The organism is Streptomyces sp. NPDC088794, assembly GCF_044750545.1.
Lineage (GTDB): Bacteria > Actinomycetota > Actinomycetes > Streptomycetales > Streptomycetaceae > Streptomyces.
Window position 1 is genome coordinate 127292 of the sequence record NZ_JBIVKB010000003.1, and the last position, 16729, is coordinate 144020.

At 68.2% G+C, this 16729-nt stretch carries 16 protein-coding genes; 2 read left to right on the plus strand and 14 right to left on the minus strand.

Features of this window, described 5'->3' with window-relative positions:
- Positions 1-168: 168 nt before the first annotated feature.
- From hemC to ACIP6U_RS09635, 10 genes are all read right to left on the minus strand, one after another.
- Complete coding sequence (gene hemC, locus ACIP6U_RS09590; RefSeq protein ID WP_401714561.1) at positions 169-1110, minus strand: hydroxymethylbilane synthase; 942 nt, start codon at positions 1108-1110, stop codon at positions 169-171.
- Positions 1111-1379: 269 nt separating this feature from the next.
- On the minus strand, positions 1380-1580 hold the full coding sequence (locus tag ACIP6U_RS09595) for a hypothetical protein (protein WP_401714563.1): 201 nt from the start codon (positions 1578-1580) through the stop codon (positions 1380-1382).
- 15 nt (positions 1581-1595) lie between these two features.
- Positions 1596-3197 (minus strand): trypsin-like serine protease, encoded by a 1602-nt coding sequence (locus tag ACIP6U_RS09600; RefSeq protein WP_401714564.1) that lies wholly within the window; start codon positions 3195-3197, stop codon positions 1596-1598.
- Between the two features lie 664 nt (positions 3198-3861).
- Positions 3862-4182 carry a VOC family protein gene (locus tag ACIP6U_RS09605; RefSeq protein ID WP_401714566.1) on the minus strand — a complete coding sequence of 107 codons (321 nt, stop codon included), beginning with the start codon at positions 4180-4182 and terminating at the stop codon, positions 3862-3864.
- Between the two features lie 184 nt (positions 4183-4366).
- Positions 4367-4984 (minus strand): hypothetical protein, encoded by a 618-nt coding sequence (locus ACIP6U_RS09610; RefSeq protein ID WP_401714567.1) that lies wholly within the window; start codon positions 4982-4984, stop codon positions 4367-4369.
- Positions 4985-4992: 8 nt separating this feature from the next.
- Positions 4993-5874: a YihY/virulence factor BrkB family protein gene (locus ACIP6U_RS09615; protein ID WP_401714569.1), complete on the minus strand. Its 882-nt coding sequence runs from the start codon at positions 5872-5874 to the stop codon at positions 4993-4995.
- Entirely contained in the window at positions 5864-5998 is a 135-nt protein-coding gene (locus ACIP6U_RS09620; protein ID WP_401714571.1) for a hypothetical protein, read from the minus strand. Before ACIP6U_RS09620 ends, ACIP6U_RS09615 begins: the two co-directional genes overlap by 11 nt.
- 172 nt (positions 5999-6170) lie before the next feature.
- On the minus strand, positions 6171-6671 hold the full coding sequence (locus ACIP6U_RS09625) for a helix-turn-helix domain-containing protein (RefSeq protein WP_401714573.1): 501 nt from the start codon (positions 6669-6671) through the stop codon (positions 6171-6173).
- Positions 6672-6924: 253 nt separating this feature from the next.
- Positions 6925-8064: a glycosyl hydrolase family 8 gene (locus ACIP6U_RS09630; protein WP_401714574.1), complete on the minus strand. Its 1140-nt coding sequence runs from the start codon at positions 8062-8064 to the stop codon at positions 6925-6927.
- 2 nt (positions 8065-8066) lie between these two features.
- The gene (locus ACIP6U_RS09635; RefSeq protein WP_401714576.1) at positions 8067-10088 is read right to left on the minus strand and encodes a hypothetical protein; all 2022 of its coding nucleotides are present in this window, start codon (positions 10086-10088) and stop codon (positions 8067-8069) included.
- Between the two features lie 268 nt (positions 10089-10356).
- Here ACIP6U_RS09635 and ACIP6U_RS09640 point away from each other — a divergent pair, with 268 nt between their 5' ends.
- A complete protein-coding gene (locus ACIP6U_RS09640) occupies positions 10357-11580 on the plus strand; it encodes an ROK family protein (RefSeq protein ID WP_401714578.1) in 1224 nt (407 codons plus the stop codon).
- 57 nt (positions 11581-11637) lie between these two features.
- Here ACIP6U_RS09640 and ACIP6U_RS09645 read toward each other — a convergent pair whose 3' ends face one another.
- The 3 genes from ACIP6U_RS09645 to ACIP6U_RS09655 form a co-directional block, all read right to left on the minus strand.
- A complete protein-coding gene (locus ACIP6U_RS09645) occupies positions 11638-11970 on the minus strand; it encodes a hypothetical protein (protein ID WP_401714580.1) in 333 nt (110 codons plus the stop codon).
- Between the two features lie 304 nt (positions 11971-12274).
- Entirely contained in the window at positions 12275-13639 is a 1365-nt protein-coding gene (locus ACIP6U_RS09650) for an FG-GAP and VCBS repeat-containing protein (protein WP_401714582.1), read from the minus strand.
- 157 nt (positions 13640-13796) lie between these two features.
- Positions 13797-14642, minus strand: coding sequence for an NAD(P)H-binding protein (locus tag ACIP6U_RS09655; RefSeq protein ID WP_401714584.1), 846 nt, complete (start codon positions 14640-14642; stop codon positions 13797-13799).
- An 80-nt stretch (positions 14643-14722) separates the two neighbouring features.
- Here ACIP6U_RS09655 and ACIP6U_RS09660 point away from each other — a divergent pair, with 80 nt between their 5' ends.
- On the plus strand, positions 14723-15667 hold the full coding sequence (locus tag ACIP6U_RS09660; protein ID WP_401714586.1) for an AraC family transcriptional regulator: 945 nt from the start codon (positions 14723-14725) through the stop codon (positions 15665-15667).
- Between the two features lie 107 nt (positions 15668-15774).
- Here the strand turns inward: ACIP6U_RS09660 and ACIP6U_RS09665 are convergent, their stop codons facing one another.
- Complete coding sequence (locus tag ACIP6U_RS09665; protein ID WP_401714588.1) at positions 15775-16704, minus strand: PDR/VanB family oxidoreductase; 930 nt, start codon at positions 16702-16704, stop codon at positions 15775-15777.
- Positions 16705-16729: the final 25 nt, after the last annotated feature.

Genomic DNA, 16729 nt, shown 5'->3' on the forward strand with positions numbered 1-16729 from the left:
CCACAATCTATAGAGATTCCTCTTAGCACTCTCATTCTCGCCGATGAGACACACCACCGCAGAGCATCGCTCTCCGTCCCACTCCAAAATCATTCGGCCTTCCTTCCGATCGTTACTCACGCCCTACCGACAGCACTACGCGACGCACGAACTGAACCCGCCGATGTATCACCGACTGGCGACCCGATCGCACTTGATCCCGTCGAGGATGGAACGCGCACCCTGGTCGATCAGCTCCTCGGCCAGCGCCGCACCGAGCTTCTCCGGCTCGCCGACCGTACCGACGAGGCTGCCTGTGACGCGTCGGGCGCCGTCGAGCGACGTGACCTGGGCAAAGAGGGTCAGGGAATCGTCCGGCCCTGTCTGCGCGTACGCGCCCACGGGCACACTGCACCCGCTGTGCAGCTCGGCGAGCAAGGCCCTCTCCGCCCGCACCTGACCGTCGATCGTCACGTCGCCCACAGCGGAAAGGATCTCCTCGAGCTCAACGCTGCCGACTCGCACCTGAATGCCGAGCGCGCCCTGACCTGGCGAAGGCGGGAAAAGGTCGAGGGGCAACAGTTCACCGATCGCGTCGTCGAGACCCAGACGTCTGAGCCCGGCGACAGCCACAACCACGGCGTCGAGCCCCTCGGTCTCGATCTTCTTCAGACGTGGCGGCACATTTCCCCGGATCGGAACCACTTCCAAATCCGGCCGCACGGCCAAGAGCTGAGCGATCCGCCGAGGGGCACCGGTTCCCACCCGAGCGCCTTTCCGTAGTCCGAACAGCGTGGCCCCGCACAGCGCGTCGCGCACGTCCTCACGGCCAGGAGGCGGCAACAGAGTCAAGCCAGGCGGATTTGCGGTCGGCAGGTCTTTCAGCGAGTGGACGACGACGTCCACGTCGCCATTGCTCAGCGCCGCCTCCTGCTCGGAACTGAAGGCGCTTCCACCGTAGACAGCGGAGACTTCGGAAATCCGAGACTTTCGGTCCCTGTCGCCGCCTTCGAGAATTACCCGATGCTTGAACTCAACTGCCGGGAATCCATCGAGAAGTAGGGCAAGATACTCCCGAACCTGGGCTTTAGCCAGCTTACTTGCTCGCGAACCGACTATGTAAGGCGACACGGAAATCAACTCCTGCAGGCGTCATGGACCTCTATGACTACTTTTTTACAGGGACGAACTCGATCTGCGGTCGACTCTCGTTTGCGCGGACGATCCTCGCAGCGGTGCGCGTGGAATTTCGAGCTGCGGACGCCTGCACTCGTGAGCTCCGCGAGCAACTACTGGCGAAAGCCGCACGCGACGCCGACGAGCGGCTGAAGCTTCGGACGACCGCACACCGTCGGCATACTGTGCGTTCCGGAGATCTCGGGTCCTGAGTGGGACGGGGTTCAGCTGTTGAATCCGACGCCGAAGCGGTCCAGCAGGAGTCCGCGCATGCCTATCCGGTCCTCTTGGGCGAGCGCCGCCTTGGTCACGCAGACTACGGGATAGCCGAACGGCTCCGGCGGAAAGGGCTCCGGCAGGCTGGAGACCATCGTCAGCGAGGTGCCTTCTGTGCATCTGGCAGCGAAGAGGTCCAGGCTACGCACCGGAACACCACGACTTCACCGAAGAGACCACCTTCCCGACTCTCCGGCTTCGGCTCGGGTATGACGTACTGGCGTCGGCTGGCGATCCGGAACGAGACCGGCGTCGATGAGTCCGCAGCCCTTGCGGGTCAGGTCCAGCGTCGACCCCTTGCTCAGGCAGGCAGCGATCATGTGGACCTGCTGGCCGTAGCCGCGGCCCTGCCAGGAGGTCACGTCACCGTTCGGGCCGACCTCGCAGGGGTTGTTGTCGGTGCACTGCTCGCCGTTGTCGTTGTAGGTGTTGTGGATCCCCACGACCGTGCTGCCGTCGGCGGCCAACAACGCCGAGCCGGAGTCCCCGTGCCACGGGTTGCAGTCCTGCCCGACGGCGTAGCGGACGGACTCGGTCATCTGGTATCCGCTCTCCCGCAGCCGAGGCACCACGGCCTCGGCCGTGCAGGCGTGGCGGCTGCCGACGGACGCCACCTTCAGCGCGTCACCGGCGCGCATGGGCCTGGAGGTGAGCCGGAAGACCTTCGCGCCTTCGGCTGCCAACTGGGCGTAGGACGTGTCCAGACGGTAGAGCGCGATGTCGGTGCCGGTCATCGTCGCGTAGACCAGGCGCTTCGCGCGGGCGGTGGCCTGGGGGTAGCCCTGGCGATCGGCGACAGGTGCCGTGCGGTCGGCCGGCTGGTCCACGAGCGCGGCTCCGGGCCGGGGCCAGTCTCCTTGCACGCAATGACCGTTGGTCAGCAACAACGCCGGGTCCTGTGGCCGGGAGGCGGACGTGCGGACAACCGAGCCTGCACAGCCACCCAGGTCCACCGTGCCCGCCACGTCGGGAACCGCGTCGTCGGGCGGCACGGCGGTGCCGCTGATGATGCCGTTGATCCAGCCGGCGTGCCTGGTGACGTCGGTGTACAGGGTCTTGCCGCTCTCGTCCGGGCCGCTGACCACGCCGGCCAGCGCCCACTCCCCCGACTCGCGCACCAGCGCGGGCCCACCGGAGTCCATGTTCGACGCGGCGACGGTGCCGTCGGCACTCCCGACGCACAACTCTCCGTCGTACGCCGACGGACATGTCGAGGCCGGCTGCACGACGGTGTCGGCCTCGCGAAGTCGCGTGGGGAAACACGCCGAGTCGCCGAAGTCGTCGCAGGTCATGCCCCAACCCATGATGCGGACCGGCGAGTTGTCCGGTGGCGTGGCCGAGGCGATTGCCACCGGCTTGGCGCGAACCGGGGTCTTCAGGTGCATCAATGCCATGTCGCGGCCCCAGAAGCCACCCTCGTCGCGGTTGGTCGCCAGCCGGTAATAGTGGTCGACCTCGGCGTCCTCGCCTCCGGAGGTGGTGTCCAGTGACCCGACCCGGACCTTCCAGCCGCGCGGGACACCGTTCTTCGCGTTGGTGGGATTCCTTCCGGCGCAGTGACTGGCGGTCAGGACCCACTGCGGTGCCAGGACCTCGACACCGCAACCGTGCCCGTCCGCGCGCGGCGGCGCGGGGTAGGACGGTTGGAACGAGCCCATGAAGGAGTAGGCCGTGGTGGACTCGGTGCCGCCCACGACGGCCCGCGCCGGTGAGGCCGCCAGTGCGCTCGCGATCAGCGCCATCCCCGCCGTCGCGACGGCTGTCATCCTTCCGTATGTGGATCTGTGCATCTGTGCATCCCCTTTTCGTCCGTCGTCGGACATCGCTCCACCTGGCGAATGTTGGGTAGCCCGCTCGGCTTCCCGTCCGGCACCGAGCTTCGCTCCGGTGGCGCTCGGGGACGTATCGCCCGTTTATCAGGCGCGGCGCGGCAGACGCTCAGCTGTGTATCGGCTCACCGGAAGCGGAAGGCCGTCGGCGTGTGGGAGTACTAGGGCGCACCGGCCACAACGGGTACGGCTCGGGCGTCGCCGGACCTCTGCCTCCGTCGTAGTGCCGCCGTCAGGGCCCGCCGCTTCATCCAGCCGGCCGTGACGGCTTGTTGGGCAGAGTGAGGGCCGGGCTGCCGCGACGAGAAGCGCACTTCGCGGCGCAGGCCGCAGCATGGGTGAGCGAGTCGCCAGCGCACGTGCGGTGGCTGGGGCGGCTTCTATCGGCCTCTCATCGGCTCCGCCGCGGCTACTCCAACTGGCCGTGGTTCGCGGGTGATTCGTGAGGATCAGACGTTCTGTGAAGGCGGGAAGGATGGCTGCATGAGAGAGGAGTGGCGCCCTACGTCTGTGACGGCAGCCGGAGTCACCTCAGTGGGGCCACTGGCGGGCGACCTAGCCACTGAGGGTGTGATCCGTCACTGCGCAGGTTGAAAGATGCTCACTGCGTGGGTGCCTGGGCGAGCGAGAGGCTGTTCCCGTCGGGATCCAGCACGACGACGTGGCGTACGCCGTTGCTATAGGTCTCGACCGGTTCGTGGTCGATCCCGTGTGCGGCGAGTCGGGCCAGGATGTCGTCGAGGTCGTGCACGCCGAGCGTGATCATGGCTCCGCCCACCCGCTCGGCGCGCACGTCTCGATCGTCAACGACCACCCACGCGTTCTCACCGACCCGCCACAGGTACTCCTCGCCGATGATCTCGTCCGCCGGGCGCCCGAAGAACACCTCGAACCACTCCATTGCCTTGGTCCGATCACTCACGCACATGACGCTGTACAGGTCCACTCAGATCACTCCTCAGAGCCGTTTCGGAAGTTGGACCACTCCCGTGACCGAAACTCATCGGAGGAGGTAGCCGCCCGGTTCTCCACAGTGAAGTTGAGCCCAGGCGCCGTTGACGATCCCCTGGTAGGCGGGGGACGGTTCGCTCCGACGACTGCGCCGCTCACCCGTCCGTCCGGACCGCTCCGGTTGCCTCGGCCAGCAGCGCGGCGAGACGGACTGCGGTTTTCTCTCCGGCTCGTTGCCTGATCAGTCCCTCTTTGGCCGCCGCGCGCAGCCAGATCTCCGAGCTGTCCTCATCGGCCTTCAGCACTCGCACGGTCACCACCACCGGATTCAGACCGCCGGCACCGCCGCCTACAACGACACGGATCGTCTCATCGTCCTCGTCGGAGCCGGCTGACACCGTCGCGACCGCGCGGCCCGTCCCCCTGAGCACACCGGAGACGCGCCTCACCGCATCGTCGAACGGCAGGGAAACAAGCAGATCGATCTCGTGGACGTTCTTGCCCATCATCTTGGCCACGACCCGGACCAAGCGACCACTGCCCCCAACCGTCGCGCCGAGAGCGGCAAGCTCCTCGGCCAAGATCTGGTCTTCGCTCTGATCCACGAGCCCCGCCCTCACCGCTAGATCGCCCCACCAGGCCGCCACATGACGTGCTGCCGGCAGACCATGTTGACGCATGCCGATCAAAGAGTCGTGCCCGGCTTCCCTTTCCTTCTCCGGCCACGACCTACTGGGCAGAACCTGGAGGTGTTCCGGCTCGCCGTTGGCCACGAACCGTGTCAGGTTTCCTGCTGACCGGCGAGTTCCGCCGCGAACTGCGCGCCGGTCAGCAGGGCGAGGTTGGACAGCCACAGCCAGATCAGGAAGACGACGACACCGGCGAGTGAGCCGTAGAGCCTGCTGTAGGCGCCGATGGTGGCGGCGTACGAGGAGAAACCCGCGGAGACCGACAGCCACAGCGCGGCGGCCAGTGCTCCGCCGGGCAGGCTGTGCCGACCCGGGCGGGCGGACGCCGGTCCGGTATGGAAGACGACCACCACGAGCAGGGCGACCAGGCACAGCAGCACGGGCCAGCGCAGCAGGTTCCATGCCCAGGCCGCCGTGTGGTCCAGGCCGAAGGCGCGGCCCAGGGTCTCGGCGAGCGGGCCGGTCAGCAGGAGGGTCAGCGAGCCGAGCAGGAGCAGTCCGAGCAGCGCGAGTGCGGTCAGGACGATGCGGGGTGCTTTGCGCCAGGGAGAGCGCCGGTCCTCGACGCGGTGCATGCGGTGCAGGGCACGGCGGAAGACGGCGAGGTAACTGGTCGCCGACCACAGGGCGCTGGCCACGCCGACCGCGAGCAGCGGCCAGGTCGTCCCGTCCGTGCGCAGCGCGTGGGTCAGCACCGCGTGCAGAGCGGCCCCGGCCTCGGCCGGCGCGTAGGCGGTGACGTGGGTGACGAACTCCTGGGCGGTGTCCGGGCTGATCATCCCGAACGCCAGGACGGCGGCCAGCATCCCGGGCAGCACCGCGAGGATCGCGTAGTACGTCAGGGCCGCCGCGTAGTCGGACATGTCGTCGTTCCACAGAGCCACCGGAGTACGCCGCAGGGCGGGCCACCAGTTCGCCGGGAGCCAGGGACGCAGGAGCCGACGGGCGACCGCTGCGTAGGGCTCAGCCGACATGGGGTGTGGGGTTGTGTCGCGTGCCGCCGACCCGCACATCCCGGACACCGGCCTCGCCGAAGAACCCCGCGAACGCCGACGCCGTGTCCGCGGTCGTTCCCGCGAACGGTGTACTCGTCACCATCCCTGTCCTCATCCGCCTCTCACCGGATCCTCCGGATCCCCTCCGACGGCTGCCCCGTCTACGTGCGGTTACGCGCTCCGGAGCACCTCTCCCTTCTTCGGACCCGTCCCGGCCGCGCCTGTGACGCGGCGACCGGGAAACGTCGGGGCCAAGGCGGGCGTAGCGCCCTGGACTACAGGTGAGGCACGGGAGCGGTCGTGATCAGATGCCCGACGGCGATCCACACCCCGACCGCCGCGGTCGCGAACCGGAACCTGCGCAGGCGGCCGGTCGAGACCGGATCCGGGCGGGGCCCGACCGGCAGACCGGCCGTTCTGGGAGCCGGCCCTGCCGGGGCAGGCGGGACCGGCGGCAGCGGAAGAACCCCGATGTCCGTCCCGACCGGACGGGTCCGCCTGGTGCGTCGGGCCGGTCTCGCGGTCGGCGGAACGGCCGGGGCCGGCACAGGTGGCAGCGCCTGGGCCAGTCCGCTGAGGAACGCGGCGTAGGAGGCCCGCCGCAGACCGGTGGGCGTGGTGCGCCCCGTCTCCCAGGAGCGGACCGTCACCTCGGTTACCCCGAACGCGGCGGCCACCTGGGCCTCGGTGAGCCCCCACGCCCGGCGCAGTCGTGCGCGGTCGGCCGGAGCGGGCAGCGGGGCTCGCCCGTCCCGGCGCCGCGGGTGGGAGGGCATGGGCTGATGGTGAGTCAGAAAATCGATCGTCATGACCGTATGACAACCGGCTTTCGTCGCGTGTGACGCCCGGTCGCGATCTTCACCCGTTTGCCGGACGGGGAGCGAGATGGATTTCCGTCTCCGCCTGTTGTGCGGGCTTGGTGCGACGCTGCCTTCAAGGAGGTCATCGGGCAGAGTCCCGGAACCGACGCGGTGGTTCTTCCGTCTCGACGAGTCGGAAGAACCACCGTTCTCAGGTGAGACGGTGTCGCTACGGCAACCAGTGGTTTCCGGTGATCGCGATCATCACCTGCAACTGAATGCTGGAGCCGTAGTAGCTCGACGGTTCGAGCGGAACCGAGTTGATCTTGTTCCACAGTGCGTCGAGCCATGCCTGGCTGCCCGAGTCGGTCGCGGCAGCCACCGCGAAGGGCGCGATGAACGCAACCTCGGAACCCGACTCGGCCACCGAGCCGTTGAGCTTGTAGCCGGCCTGGATCTTGTTCGGGTCACCGCCGGTGGTCTGCTTGATCCAGGAGTTCATCTTCCGCACCGCCGCCAGGGACTTCGTGTCGCCGGTCGTGAGGGCGTCCACGCCCAGCCGCCACGGGTCGCGGCAGGCGTTCCAGGAGTACGCGCCGTCCAGCGACGACTCCAGCACCTGCCCCGGCGCGGGCCGAGGCGAAGAGGTGTTCGTGTCGACCACGAAGTCGGGCAACAGGCCCGTGCCGGCGGCGTACTTGGACTGCAGATCGGCGACCAGACTCTGGTGCTTGGCCAGGATCTGGTCCCAGGCCGCGTCCCCGGTCGCCTTGCGGAAGGCCTTGAAGTGACCGGGCAGCCAGTCCGAGGTCCGGCTGATGTTGTTGTACGTACCGGAGGACCAGTCCCCCAGGTTCATCAGCTTGGTGCCGGAGACGACCTCGCTCGCCTTGATGGCGTTGATCCGACGCACGGCGAGCTGCTTGTAGTTGTACGTTCCCGTGCTGCCCCACTGCTTGTCGGCGAGCAGCAGCGCGTAAGCGATCTCAAGATCGCCGTCGGTCGCCGAGTCGCTGCCGTTGACGCTCTTGCACGCCGTGTCCTGTTCGGCGGCGTGCAGGTCCGCGTTGTTGACCGAGGGGTGGGCCAGGACGTACTTGAGGACGCCGTCGAAGGACTTCTTGGCATCGGGGTCCGCCCCCGCCATGGTGGCGAGGATCGTCATCCCGTAGCCCTGCCCCTCGGCGACGTACGGGTGGTCGGCGTCAGTGGAGGCGATGGCCGACCAGCCGTTTCCGCACTTCGAGGTGACGAACGCGGCCTTCCACTTCTTGTAGTAGTCGACCACCTTCGCGTCGTTGGCGGCCTGGTTCCCGGACACCTTGATGGTGCCGGCGGCGTACGGGAAGGAGTGGCTCCCGAACGGCACATTCACGCCGTCGGCCGGAGGAGTGCTGGGGTCGGCTCGGACGGATCAGGGGTCGGGTTGGAGGGCAAGGCCGGGGCGCTCTTCAGGAACAGGGACGGACCGGAGTCGGTCTTGGTCGCGTCGATGCCGTGACCATTGGTGTAGTCGCGCGTCTCGTTCTTGGCCCAGTCGGCGATAGGGGTGCCGCCGATGTCCAGGTGCTGGTACGATGTACCGTTCCAGCCGAACTGGTAGATCCTCTTCGGCTCGCTGTAGAAGCTCTTGTACTCACCGCCGGCCGAACCGGTCTGCTTGCGCAGCTCATTGTTGAAGAAGACGTTCTGCGGTCCGGAGGCACCCGACCACTTGACGGCCTTCTTGCCCGCACCCCACCAGATGGGGTACCACGTGGAGTCGTCGGCGTCGCCGCCGCCCTCCTCGCCGCAGTTGGCGGAGCAGCTCCCGGAACTGTGGTTGTAGGGGACGTTCGATATGTTGCGCTCGAACAGGTTGTGACGCTCCCAGCCACCGTGCAGGTTGAGGTCCGAGTCGAAGTCGTTGCCGATCACGACGTTGCCCGAGGCGGACCACTGGAAGGTGAAGTGCCGAAGATTGCGCGAGACGTTTCCGGCGTACAGCGAGTCCCACACACGTGAGCCGCGGAAGTAGCCGTTGCCGCCCTTGCCCTTGTTCCAGGACCCGTCGAGGTAGTTGTCGACGATCTGAAGGTTCCTGGCCTCTTCCGTCACGATCGGGTGCGACCCGGTCATCTCGGTCCGGATGCCCCGCACCCATGAATCGGCCGCCCACTTGAAGACGATGCCGTGCATCTCCTCGGCCGGGGCCATGTTGCCGTAGTTGTGCACGGCGTCGTTCTTGTCGAGGCCCGGGATGTCCTGCGTGAGGGAGAAGTTCTCGAAGCCGACGCCCACCACCGGGTCGACGAGCGGGGACACCTTCGAGGCGTAGGTGGCTCCGTCGATGGCAGCGGACCCGTCGGACGTCGAGTTGACGGGAACGTCGTACTCCAGCGGCTTGTCGAGGGTCACCGTGCGGTTGCCGGAGTCCACCGAGGCGATGCGGAAGATCTGCTGACGCATGTGCATGTTGAGCAGGGGGTACTGCGTGGGCAGCGCCTTCTGCTGGTCGTAGAACTTCTGCGAGTTGGCGGCCCGGACGTTGACGAGCGCGCCCGGCTTGAGGTTGGTGAGAGAGCCGTTGGAGGCGAGGTAGACGACCTTGTCCCCCGTACGGGCCGCGAAGCCCGTGTCTCCGGGCTTGGCCCTGAGCGTGACGCCGACCTTCCAGTGCACGTTGACCGTGCCCTCGAAGAGGTCCTTGCGGTTCGCCGGCGCGGCCCGGTACTCCGAGGCGTAGGCGGGGTCGACGCCGCGGGACTGGACCCGGAACAGACCCCGGCCCGGCCAGATCCAACCGCCCTTGGCCGAACCGGAGGTCATCCCGTCCTCGTCCCAGTCCGATCCGTCCTCGGTCAGGGCGTCGTACTTGGTGTTGGCATCGGGCTTGAACACGAAGCGGGTGCCGTCGGCTCCGCTGCCCGCGCCCCGGAGGACCAGGTAGTCGGCGTCCACGCCGAGTTGGCGGGAGACGTTCAGGGTGCCGCTCGGCAGGGTGATCAGGCTGAGCTTGGTGTAGGAGGCTCCGGCCGAACAGCTCGTACGGATGGCGTCGATGGCCGCCTGGAGCCCGGCGGAGTCGTCGACGTTGTCGTTCGGCTTCACGTTGTACTGACTGGCCAGCTTGGCGGCCGTGATGTTGCAGGAGGCGCTGGAGTTGATGTCCGAGGCGCCCGGCAGGGGCTGACCACCTCGGTAGCCGGCCTTGGACCAGTCGTACAGGCCCGCCACCGGAGCACGGCGGTTGGCCTGGGAGAGGTCCAGGGCGGGCAGTTCAGCGGCGGCGGCGGTCATGTCGCTGGGCGAAGACATGACAACCCCGGAGGCCGGAATCACGACCGCAGCCAGCGCGGTGGAGAGCGCCAACAGCACGATCTTCCGTGGCAGGTGTGGGGAGTTGGGTTGCATCGAGACCTTCCGTGGAGGAGGAGCCGACGACTCGATGGCTCGGTGAGGCGATAGTTAATAAACTTTCCTATTAGATCGTCAAGGCATGGACAAGCTTCTGTTACACAGATATATATGTGAACGTGATCTAAAGAATTGACGCCCCACATACCCCATTAAGCCGCATTTGACGTACAGGAGTAATCACACTCATGGACAGCCACGTCACGACAGCGTCTCGCCACCACACCGGCCCAGAGATCAACCGAGTGGAGGACGAGTCGAAGTGATGGCGCAGAACGTACGCAATGGTGTCCCGGGGACACCGCGCGTACTACGGAGCATGAACGACAGGGCCGCGCTCGATCTGCTGCTCGAGCACGGCGCACTGTCCCGCTCGCGCATCGGCGCACTCACCGGCCTGTCCAAACCCACGGCCTCCCAGCTCCTCGCCCGTCTGGAGGCAGCCGGACTCGTCCTGACCAGAGGAATGAGCCGCCCCGGCATCGGTCGCCCCGGCCCGAACGCCCAGCTCTACGCCCTCAACCCCCGGGCGGCCCATGCCGCCGGACTCGATGTCACCTCCCAGCGCATTCGCGCCGCGGTGGCCGACGTGACGGGAACCGTCGTCGGAACGTGCGAGGTGCCCACGGGCACGCAGCGGCCCTGGGACGTCACCGGACGGGTGACGGAGGCTCTGGACGGGGCGGTCAAGGAAGCCGGCCTGTTGCGCGCGGATGTGAAACGAGTCGTGATCGGCACGCCCGGCGCCTTCGATCCGTCGTCCGGAAGACTGCGCTACGCCTCGCACTTGCCCGGTTGGCACTCCCCCACCCTGCTCGAAGAGCTGGCTGTCGCGCTGCCCACGCCGGTCGAGTACGACAACGACGTGAACCTCGTCGCGTTGGCGGAACAGCGCGCCGGAGCGGCCCGCCGGCACGAGAACTTCGTACTCCTGTGGAACGGTGAAGGGCTCGGCGCCGCCCTCGTGATGGGCGGCCGACTTCATCGCGGCTTCACCGGCGGGGCCGGGGAGATCGGGTTCCTGCCCGTGCCGGGGGCGCCCCTGGTCCGCAGGGTCACCCAGGTGAACGGCGGTGGCTTCCAGAACCTCGCCGGTGCGCAGGCGCTGCCCGGCCTCGCCCGTGATCTGGGCATCACGGATGTGCCCGAGGGCCTGTACCTGGAGGTGGCGTCAACCCTGTTGAGGCGAGCCGCACAGGCCGGCGCCGGGCCGTACCGGACCCTCCTCGACACCTATGCGACCCGTCTCGCGACAGGTCTGGCCTCGATGGTGGCCGTACTCGATCCGGAACTGGTCGTGCTCGCCGGTGACGCGATCACGCCGGGAGGTGAGCCGTTGCTGGAACGCGTCACCTCGGAACTCCACGAACTGGCAGCTCCCCGTCCGGAGCTGGTCCTCGGCGAGGTGACCGACGATCCGGTGCAGCGGGGCGCGCTGGAATGTGCGCTCGCCGCGACACGGGACGAGGTGTTCGACACCTCGGACTGACCCTGTCCTCCGCACGGGAGGCCGCGGCCGCGCAGCGAGAACGAAGAGACAGGTCCGTCAGCAGGTGCCCCTGCGCCGGCGTTCGAGCATCAGGAAGATCAGGAAGCCGGCGACGAACAGAGTCGTTCCGACGGCAAGGAACGGCACCGGCGCGTACTCGTCGGTGCACGTACTCCCATCAACCGTCGTGTGACACACGTTCCCGGGGCCTTCCCTGTTCAGGTAGGCGAGATAGAAGGCCGGCAGGGCCAGGCCCGCGAGACCTCCGACGATGGCCTCCCTGGGCCCCGTCCGAAGCAGGAACACCGCAGCTACGGCGGCCACGGCGATGAACGCGATGCCCACCGTCAGCAGGGCGGCCAGCCCGAAGGCCAGACACCCCCCGACCACAAGCCATGCCAGGAACCAACCCCACTCAGTCGCACGACTCCGGGCAACCTGGTCCGCGACAACACCCTTACCTTGCACGGCGCCCCCTGTTTCAAGGTGAGACCACGACGAACAGCCAGGCGAAGAGCAGTTCAGCTTAGCTCCGCGGTGGGATCGCGACACAGACCGGGACGGCGGTACGAGAAGCGGGCTCTGCGGCAAGGTGCCGGCGGGCGAGGCCGACCAACTCAGTGGACCGCGGTACGCACCGGTCCCGTACCCGTCCCATGCAGGTGTACGGGCCCGGTGCGCGGGAGCGCCGGCGTCAGCGATGGAGGGCGGCGCCCAGTTGCGCACCCGTCGTGGGGGCCGCCAGCGTGCCCGGTCCGAAGCTCACCGACCCGTCGGCGGTGACCCCCGTCGCCGTACCGGGAAAGACCCACACCGAGCCGGAGCCGGTGTTCTCCCCGGGCGCGCCGACCACCACGTACCCGTCGAGGACGGCCGTGCTGCCGCCGAAGCGGTCGTCCGTCTCGGCCGTTCCCGGCACCCCGGCGGTGTTCTGCGTGAAGCCCTGCGCCCCCGCGCCGGTGAGGCCGGCCGCGTCGCCCTTGAGGACCACGAACATGCCCGCGTCCTGGGTGGCACCGACGTCCTCGCCGGGCACGCCCGTGACGACGTCGGCGTAACCGTCGTCGTTGATGTCGCCGACCGCCACGTCGCTGCCGAAGCGGTCACCGTTCTCGCCGGTACCCGGCACATCGGGAGAGTCCTGGCTGAGGAGCGTGGCCCGGGACGCGAGGCCGTCCGCAGTGCCGCGCACCACCCCCACCAGCCCGCCGGGGCCCGAGGTGCTGCGCCCGAAGACGACGTCCTGGCGTCCGTCGCCGTCGACGTCGCCGAGGCCGACGCTGTCCACGGCAGCGGTGTCCGGCGCGGCGATCGCCGTACCAGGCACAAGACCGTCGTGCGTGCCCCGGAACAGACGCAGCCGGGGTACGGCCGTGGTGGAAACACCGCTGCTGACGACCAGGTCGGTGATGCCGTCGCGGTCGAGGTCGCCGGACGCCATCGCGTACAGCCGGGCGTCGGCGCCCGCGAGGGCACTGGTGCGAGCGGGGCCGCCGGTGCGGTCGAACGGGCCGTACAGCACACGGTCTCCGGTGACCAGGTCAAGGTGTCCGTCGCCGTCGAAGTCCCCGGCACGGGTCGGTGTTGTCCCCTGGGAGGTGGTGGTTGCGGTGGCCAGTCCGCCGACGCTGCCCCACAGGATGGTGTACCGGCCGACGTCCTGTGCGCCGCCGACGTCCTCGCCGGGAGAGGAGACGACCAGGTCGGTGAAACCGTCCGCGTCGAGGTCCGCCGCCGTGAGGTGGGCACCGAAGCGGTCACCGGTCTCCGCCGTGCCCGGAACCCCGTAGCGGTTCTGGCTGACCAGCTGACGCTTGACGCCGTTGGGGCCCTCTGCCATGCCGTAGTCGACGGCGATGTACCCGGCGCCCGCCTTGCCGTCGATCGTGCCTCCGGGGGCGCCGATGGCGACGTCGGCGTACCCGTCGCCGTCGAAGTCGGCACGGGTGGACGCGGATTCGCCTGGAGACAGGGACTTCGGCGAGGTGCCATGGGCATGGGGCGCGGCGTTCGCCGTCCCCGTGACGGCGGCGAGGAACATCGCGGCGATGACGGGCAAGTGGCATCTTCGGGTAGGCAAGGCGAACCCCTCACAAGTGGCGGGTGAACGGCGGGTGGAGACGCACGGCACCCGACAAGACCCTCAGGAGGCACGGTTGGTTGTACCGCCCTCGCGTCACAAGGACCAGCAGCGGACGGAGTGAGGTCCTTCGTGGTCAGGTCGGCCAGCCGCCCGCGTCAGCGGTGGTCCGCACGAATTCGGCGAAGGTTCGCGGCGGGCGGTCAAGGGCACGCTGCACGCCGTCGGAGAGATACGCGTCCCTGCCCTCACGGAGTGGCTCGATGATGTCCGCGAAGGCTTCGGCGTCCGCGGGCGGCACCCCCTGTCGTGTCAGTTCCGCGACGTAGGCGTCGACGGAGAGCGGCACGTAGCGGACTTCGCGGCCGGTGGCCTCGGAGATCGTGGCGACCGCCTCGGCCAAGGTCACCGCCCGGGGGCCGGACAACTCATAGATCCGGCCCGCGTGCCGGTCTTCGGTCAGCGCAGCGACCACCACTGCGGCGATGTCGTCGGCATCGACGAAGCTGGCGGCCCCGTCGCCGGCGGGCAGGCGCAGCTCGCCGGCGAGGACGGCATCGGCGAAGAAGCCCTCACTGAAGTTCTGCGCGAACCAGCCCGGCCTGCTGATCGTCCACTCCAGACCGCTCTCCCGTACGGCGGCCTCGCTGTCGGAGATGCCCTCAAGGACACCGCTGCTGTCCTTCGCGTAGTCCGGATCGTCGATCCCGCGCCCCGAGGCCAGCACGATCCGCCGTACCCCGTGCCGCGCTGCCCGCTCGATGAACGGGCGGACGAGTTTCGTGCCGTCCAACTGCACGATGTAGACGGAGCGCACGCCCTCCAGAGCGGTGTCCCAGGTGCCGGTGTCGATCCAGTCGAAGGTGTGTTCGCCATTTCGGGCCGCGGCGCGAACCGGTATCCCCTTGGCCCGCAGTTGGCTGACGACGCGGCGGCCGGATTTGCCGGTTGCGCCGGTGACGAGAATCGGGTGTTCAGACATGACTGCAGTCAACCGCCCGATGGAGAGACGATCCATGGCCAGGAAGCTCCATCTGATGTCCGGGCGTCTAATCTGAGGACATGGATGCCGTGTCGGAGATGCTGGCGGAGGTGCGGGCTCGGGGTGCCGTCTTCCGTCAGACGATCATGCGCGCGCCCTGGGCCCTGCGGATGGCCAGCGGCGCCCCATTGACGCTGGCCACGATGGTGCGCGGTCGGGCTTGGATCGTTCCCGACCGGCACGAGCCGGTTCCCATCGGCGTCGGCGACATCGCCGTAGTCCGTGGCGACGTGCCCTACGCGGTGGCCGACAGCCCCGCGACCACGCCCTCGCTGGTGGTGACCAGCGCCGACTACTGCCCCGGTGCCGAAGGTGTGGAGCACACCTCCGGGCCGACCCGGACCTGCGGAACACCGGCTGAGGGGGCCGCCGTTCTGGTCAGCGGTGCTTTCGAGCGCCGGGGAGAGCTCAGCGAACCACTGTTGCAGGCCCTGCCCGCCGTGCTGGTGGTGTCGGCCGAGGGCAGCTCCTGGCCGTCGGCGGAGATGGTGGCCGAAGAGGTCACCAGAGATCGGCCCGGACAGCAGATGGTGCTGGACAGGCTGTTGGACCTGATGCTGGTCTCCGCGCTGCGCGGCTGGTTCGACAGACCGGACGCCGATGCCCCCGCCTGGTGCCGCGCACTGGACGACCCGGTCGTGGGCACCGCGTTGCGACTGCTGCACGACGCACCTGCCCGGCCGTGGACGGTGGCGGACCTGGCGGTCGAGGCAGGGGTGTCCCGGGCGGCGTTCGCCCGGCGGTTCACCGCACTGGTCGGCGAACCGCCGATGGCCTACCTCGCGGGCTGGCGGATCACCTTGGCTGCCGAACTGCTGAGGAACACCGACCGCACGGTGGACACGATCGCCCGGGAGGTGGGCTACTCCAATGCCTTCGCCCTGAGCGTGGCGTTCAAGCGGCTGCGCGGTACACGTCCCAGTGATCACCGAAGGTCGCAGCCGGCGCAGTGGAGGGCCGGATGAGCCTGACCGTTGTGTTCCGCGAAATGCGCTGAGAGGAGACAGTCGGACCGGGAGTGGGACCCGGTCGGGTGTAGAGGGTGCCGCCCTGGAATGCGCGCCGTATCAAACTAGAGATCGAGGCGGATCCGCGATCCAAGGCACCGCGAGACACACGGCATGATCATTTCTCCGCTCGCCCGCTCGTCCTCGGTGAGTACGTGATCCCGATGGTCCGGTCGGCCTGCGAGCACGGCTGTTTCGCAGGTGCCGCACACACCTTCCTGACAGGAGCTGAGCAGCGGAACGCCTTCGCGTGCCAGCGCCTCAAGAATGGATTCGTCGGCGGGAACCACGATCTCCGTGCCGTCGGCGAGTTCCACGACGAACTCCTGGTCGTCCGGCTGCGGTTGGGTCGTACCGCCCCCGCTGAACCGTTCGACGACCAGGCGGCAACCCTGTCGCGACGCGGCATACGTTTCCAGTGCGGACAACAGAGCGGGTGGGCCGCATGCGTAGATGTCCGCCTCGCGACCACCCAGGTCGTCCAGGGCCGTGGGGAGGTCGATGATGCCGGCGGTGCTGTCGTAGTGGTGCTTCACGCGATGCTCGTACGCCGCGAGTTCGTCGGCGAATGCCGTCGCTTCGGGACTGCGTGTCAGGTAGAGCAGTGACCAGGCTGCTGTCGCGGAAGCAGCCTCGGCGACCATCGACAGAATGGGGGTGATGCCGATTCCGCCGACGACGAAGATCACGGGTCGCCCGCGGAGTTCGAAGGGGAAGGTGTTGCGAGGACGCGAGACGGTGATCCGGTCGCCCACCCTCAGCATGCGATGGATGTAGCTGCTGCCTCCCCGGCCGTCGGCCTCCTCGAGCACTCCAAGACGCCAGCGTCCGCTGCGGGGTGCCAGGGACAGCGAGTACTGACGAACCAGGCCCTGTGCGAGATGGACATCGATGTGGGAACCGGGCTCCCACGAGGGAAGTACGGATCCGCAGGCCGGCTCGAGTTCGATGGAGACGATGCGATCGGCCGGCCGCTCAAGGGAGGCGACCTGCATGGTCAGCGTCTTGACCGCTGTGGAG

Excerpts from the sequence above, each read along its gene's own strand:
- ACIP6U_RS09620 (WP_401714571.1), bottom strand. The coding sequence starts at position 5,998 with ATGGTGACGAGTACACCGTTCGCGGGAACGACCGCGGACACGGCGTCG.
- ACIP6U_RS09615 (WP_401714569.1), bottom strand. The coding sequence starts at position 5,874 with ATGTCGGCTGAGCCCTACGCAGCGGTCGCCCGTCGGCTCCTGCGTCCC.
- ACIP6U_RS09655 (WP_401714584.1), bottom strand. The coding sequence starts at position 14,642 with ATGTCTGAACACCCGATTCTCGTCACCGGCGCAACCGGCAAATCCGGC.
- ACIP6U_RS09660 (WP_401714586.1), top strand. The coding sequence starts at position 14,723 with ATGGATGCCGTGTCGGAGATGCTGGCGGAGGTGCGGGCTCGGGGTGCC.
- ACIP6U_RS09625 (WP_401714573.1), bottom strand. The coding sequence starts at position 6,671 with ATGCCCTCCCACCCGCGGCGCCGGGACGGGCGAGCCCCGCTGCCCGCT.
- ACIP6U_RS09600 (WP_401714564.1), bottom strand. The coding sequence starts at position 3,197 with ATGACAGCCGTCGCGACGGCGGGGATGGCGCTGATCGCGAGCGCACTG.
- ACIP6U_RS09635 (WP_401714576.1), bottom strand. The coding sequence starts at position 10,088 with ATGCAACCCAACTCCCCACACCTGCCACGGAAGATCGTGCTGTTGGCG.
- ACIP6U_RS09665 (WP_401714588.1), bottom strand. The coding sequence starts at position 16,704 with ATGCAGGTCGCCTCCCTTGAGCGGCCGGCCGATCGCATCGTCTCCATC.
- ACIP6U_RS09640 (WP_401714578.1), top strand. The coding sequence starts at position 10,357 with ATGGCGCAGAACGTACGCAATGGTGTCCCGGGGACACCGCGCGTACTA.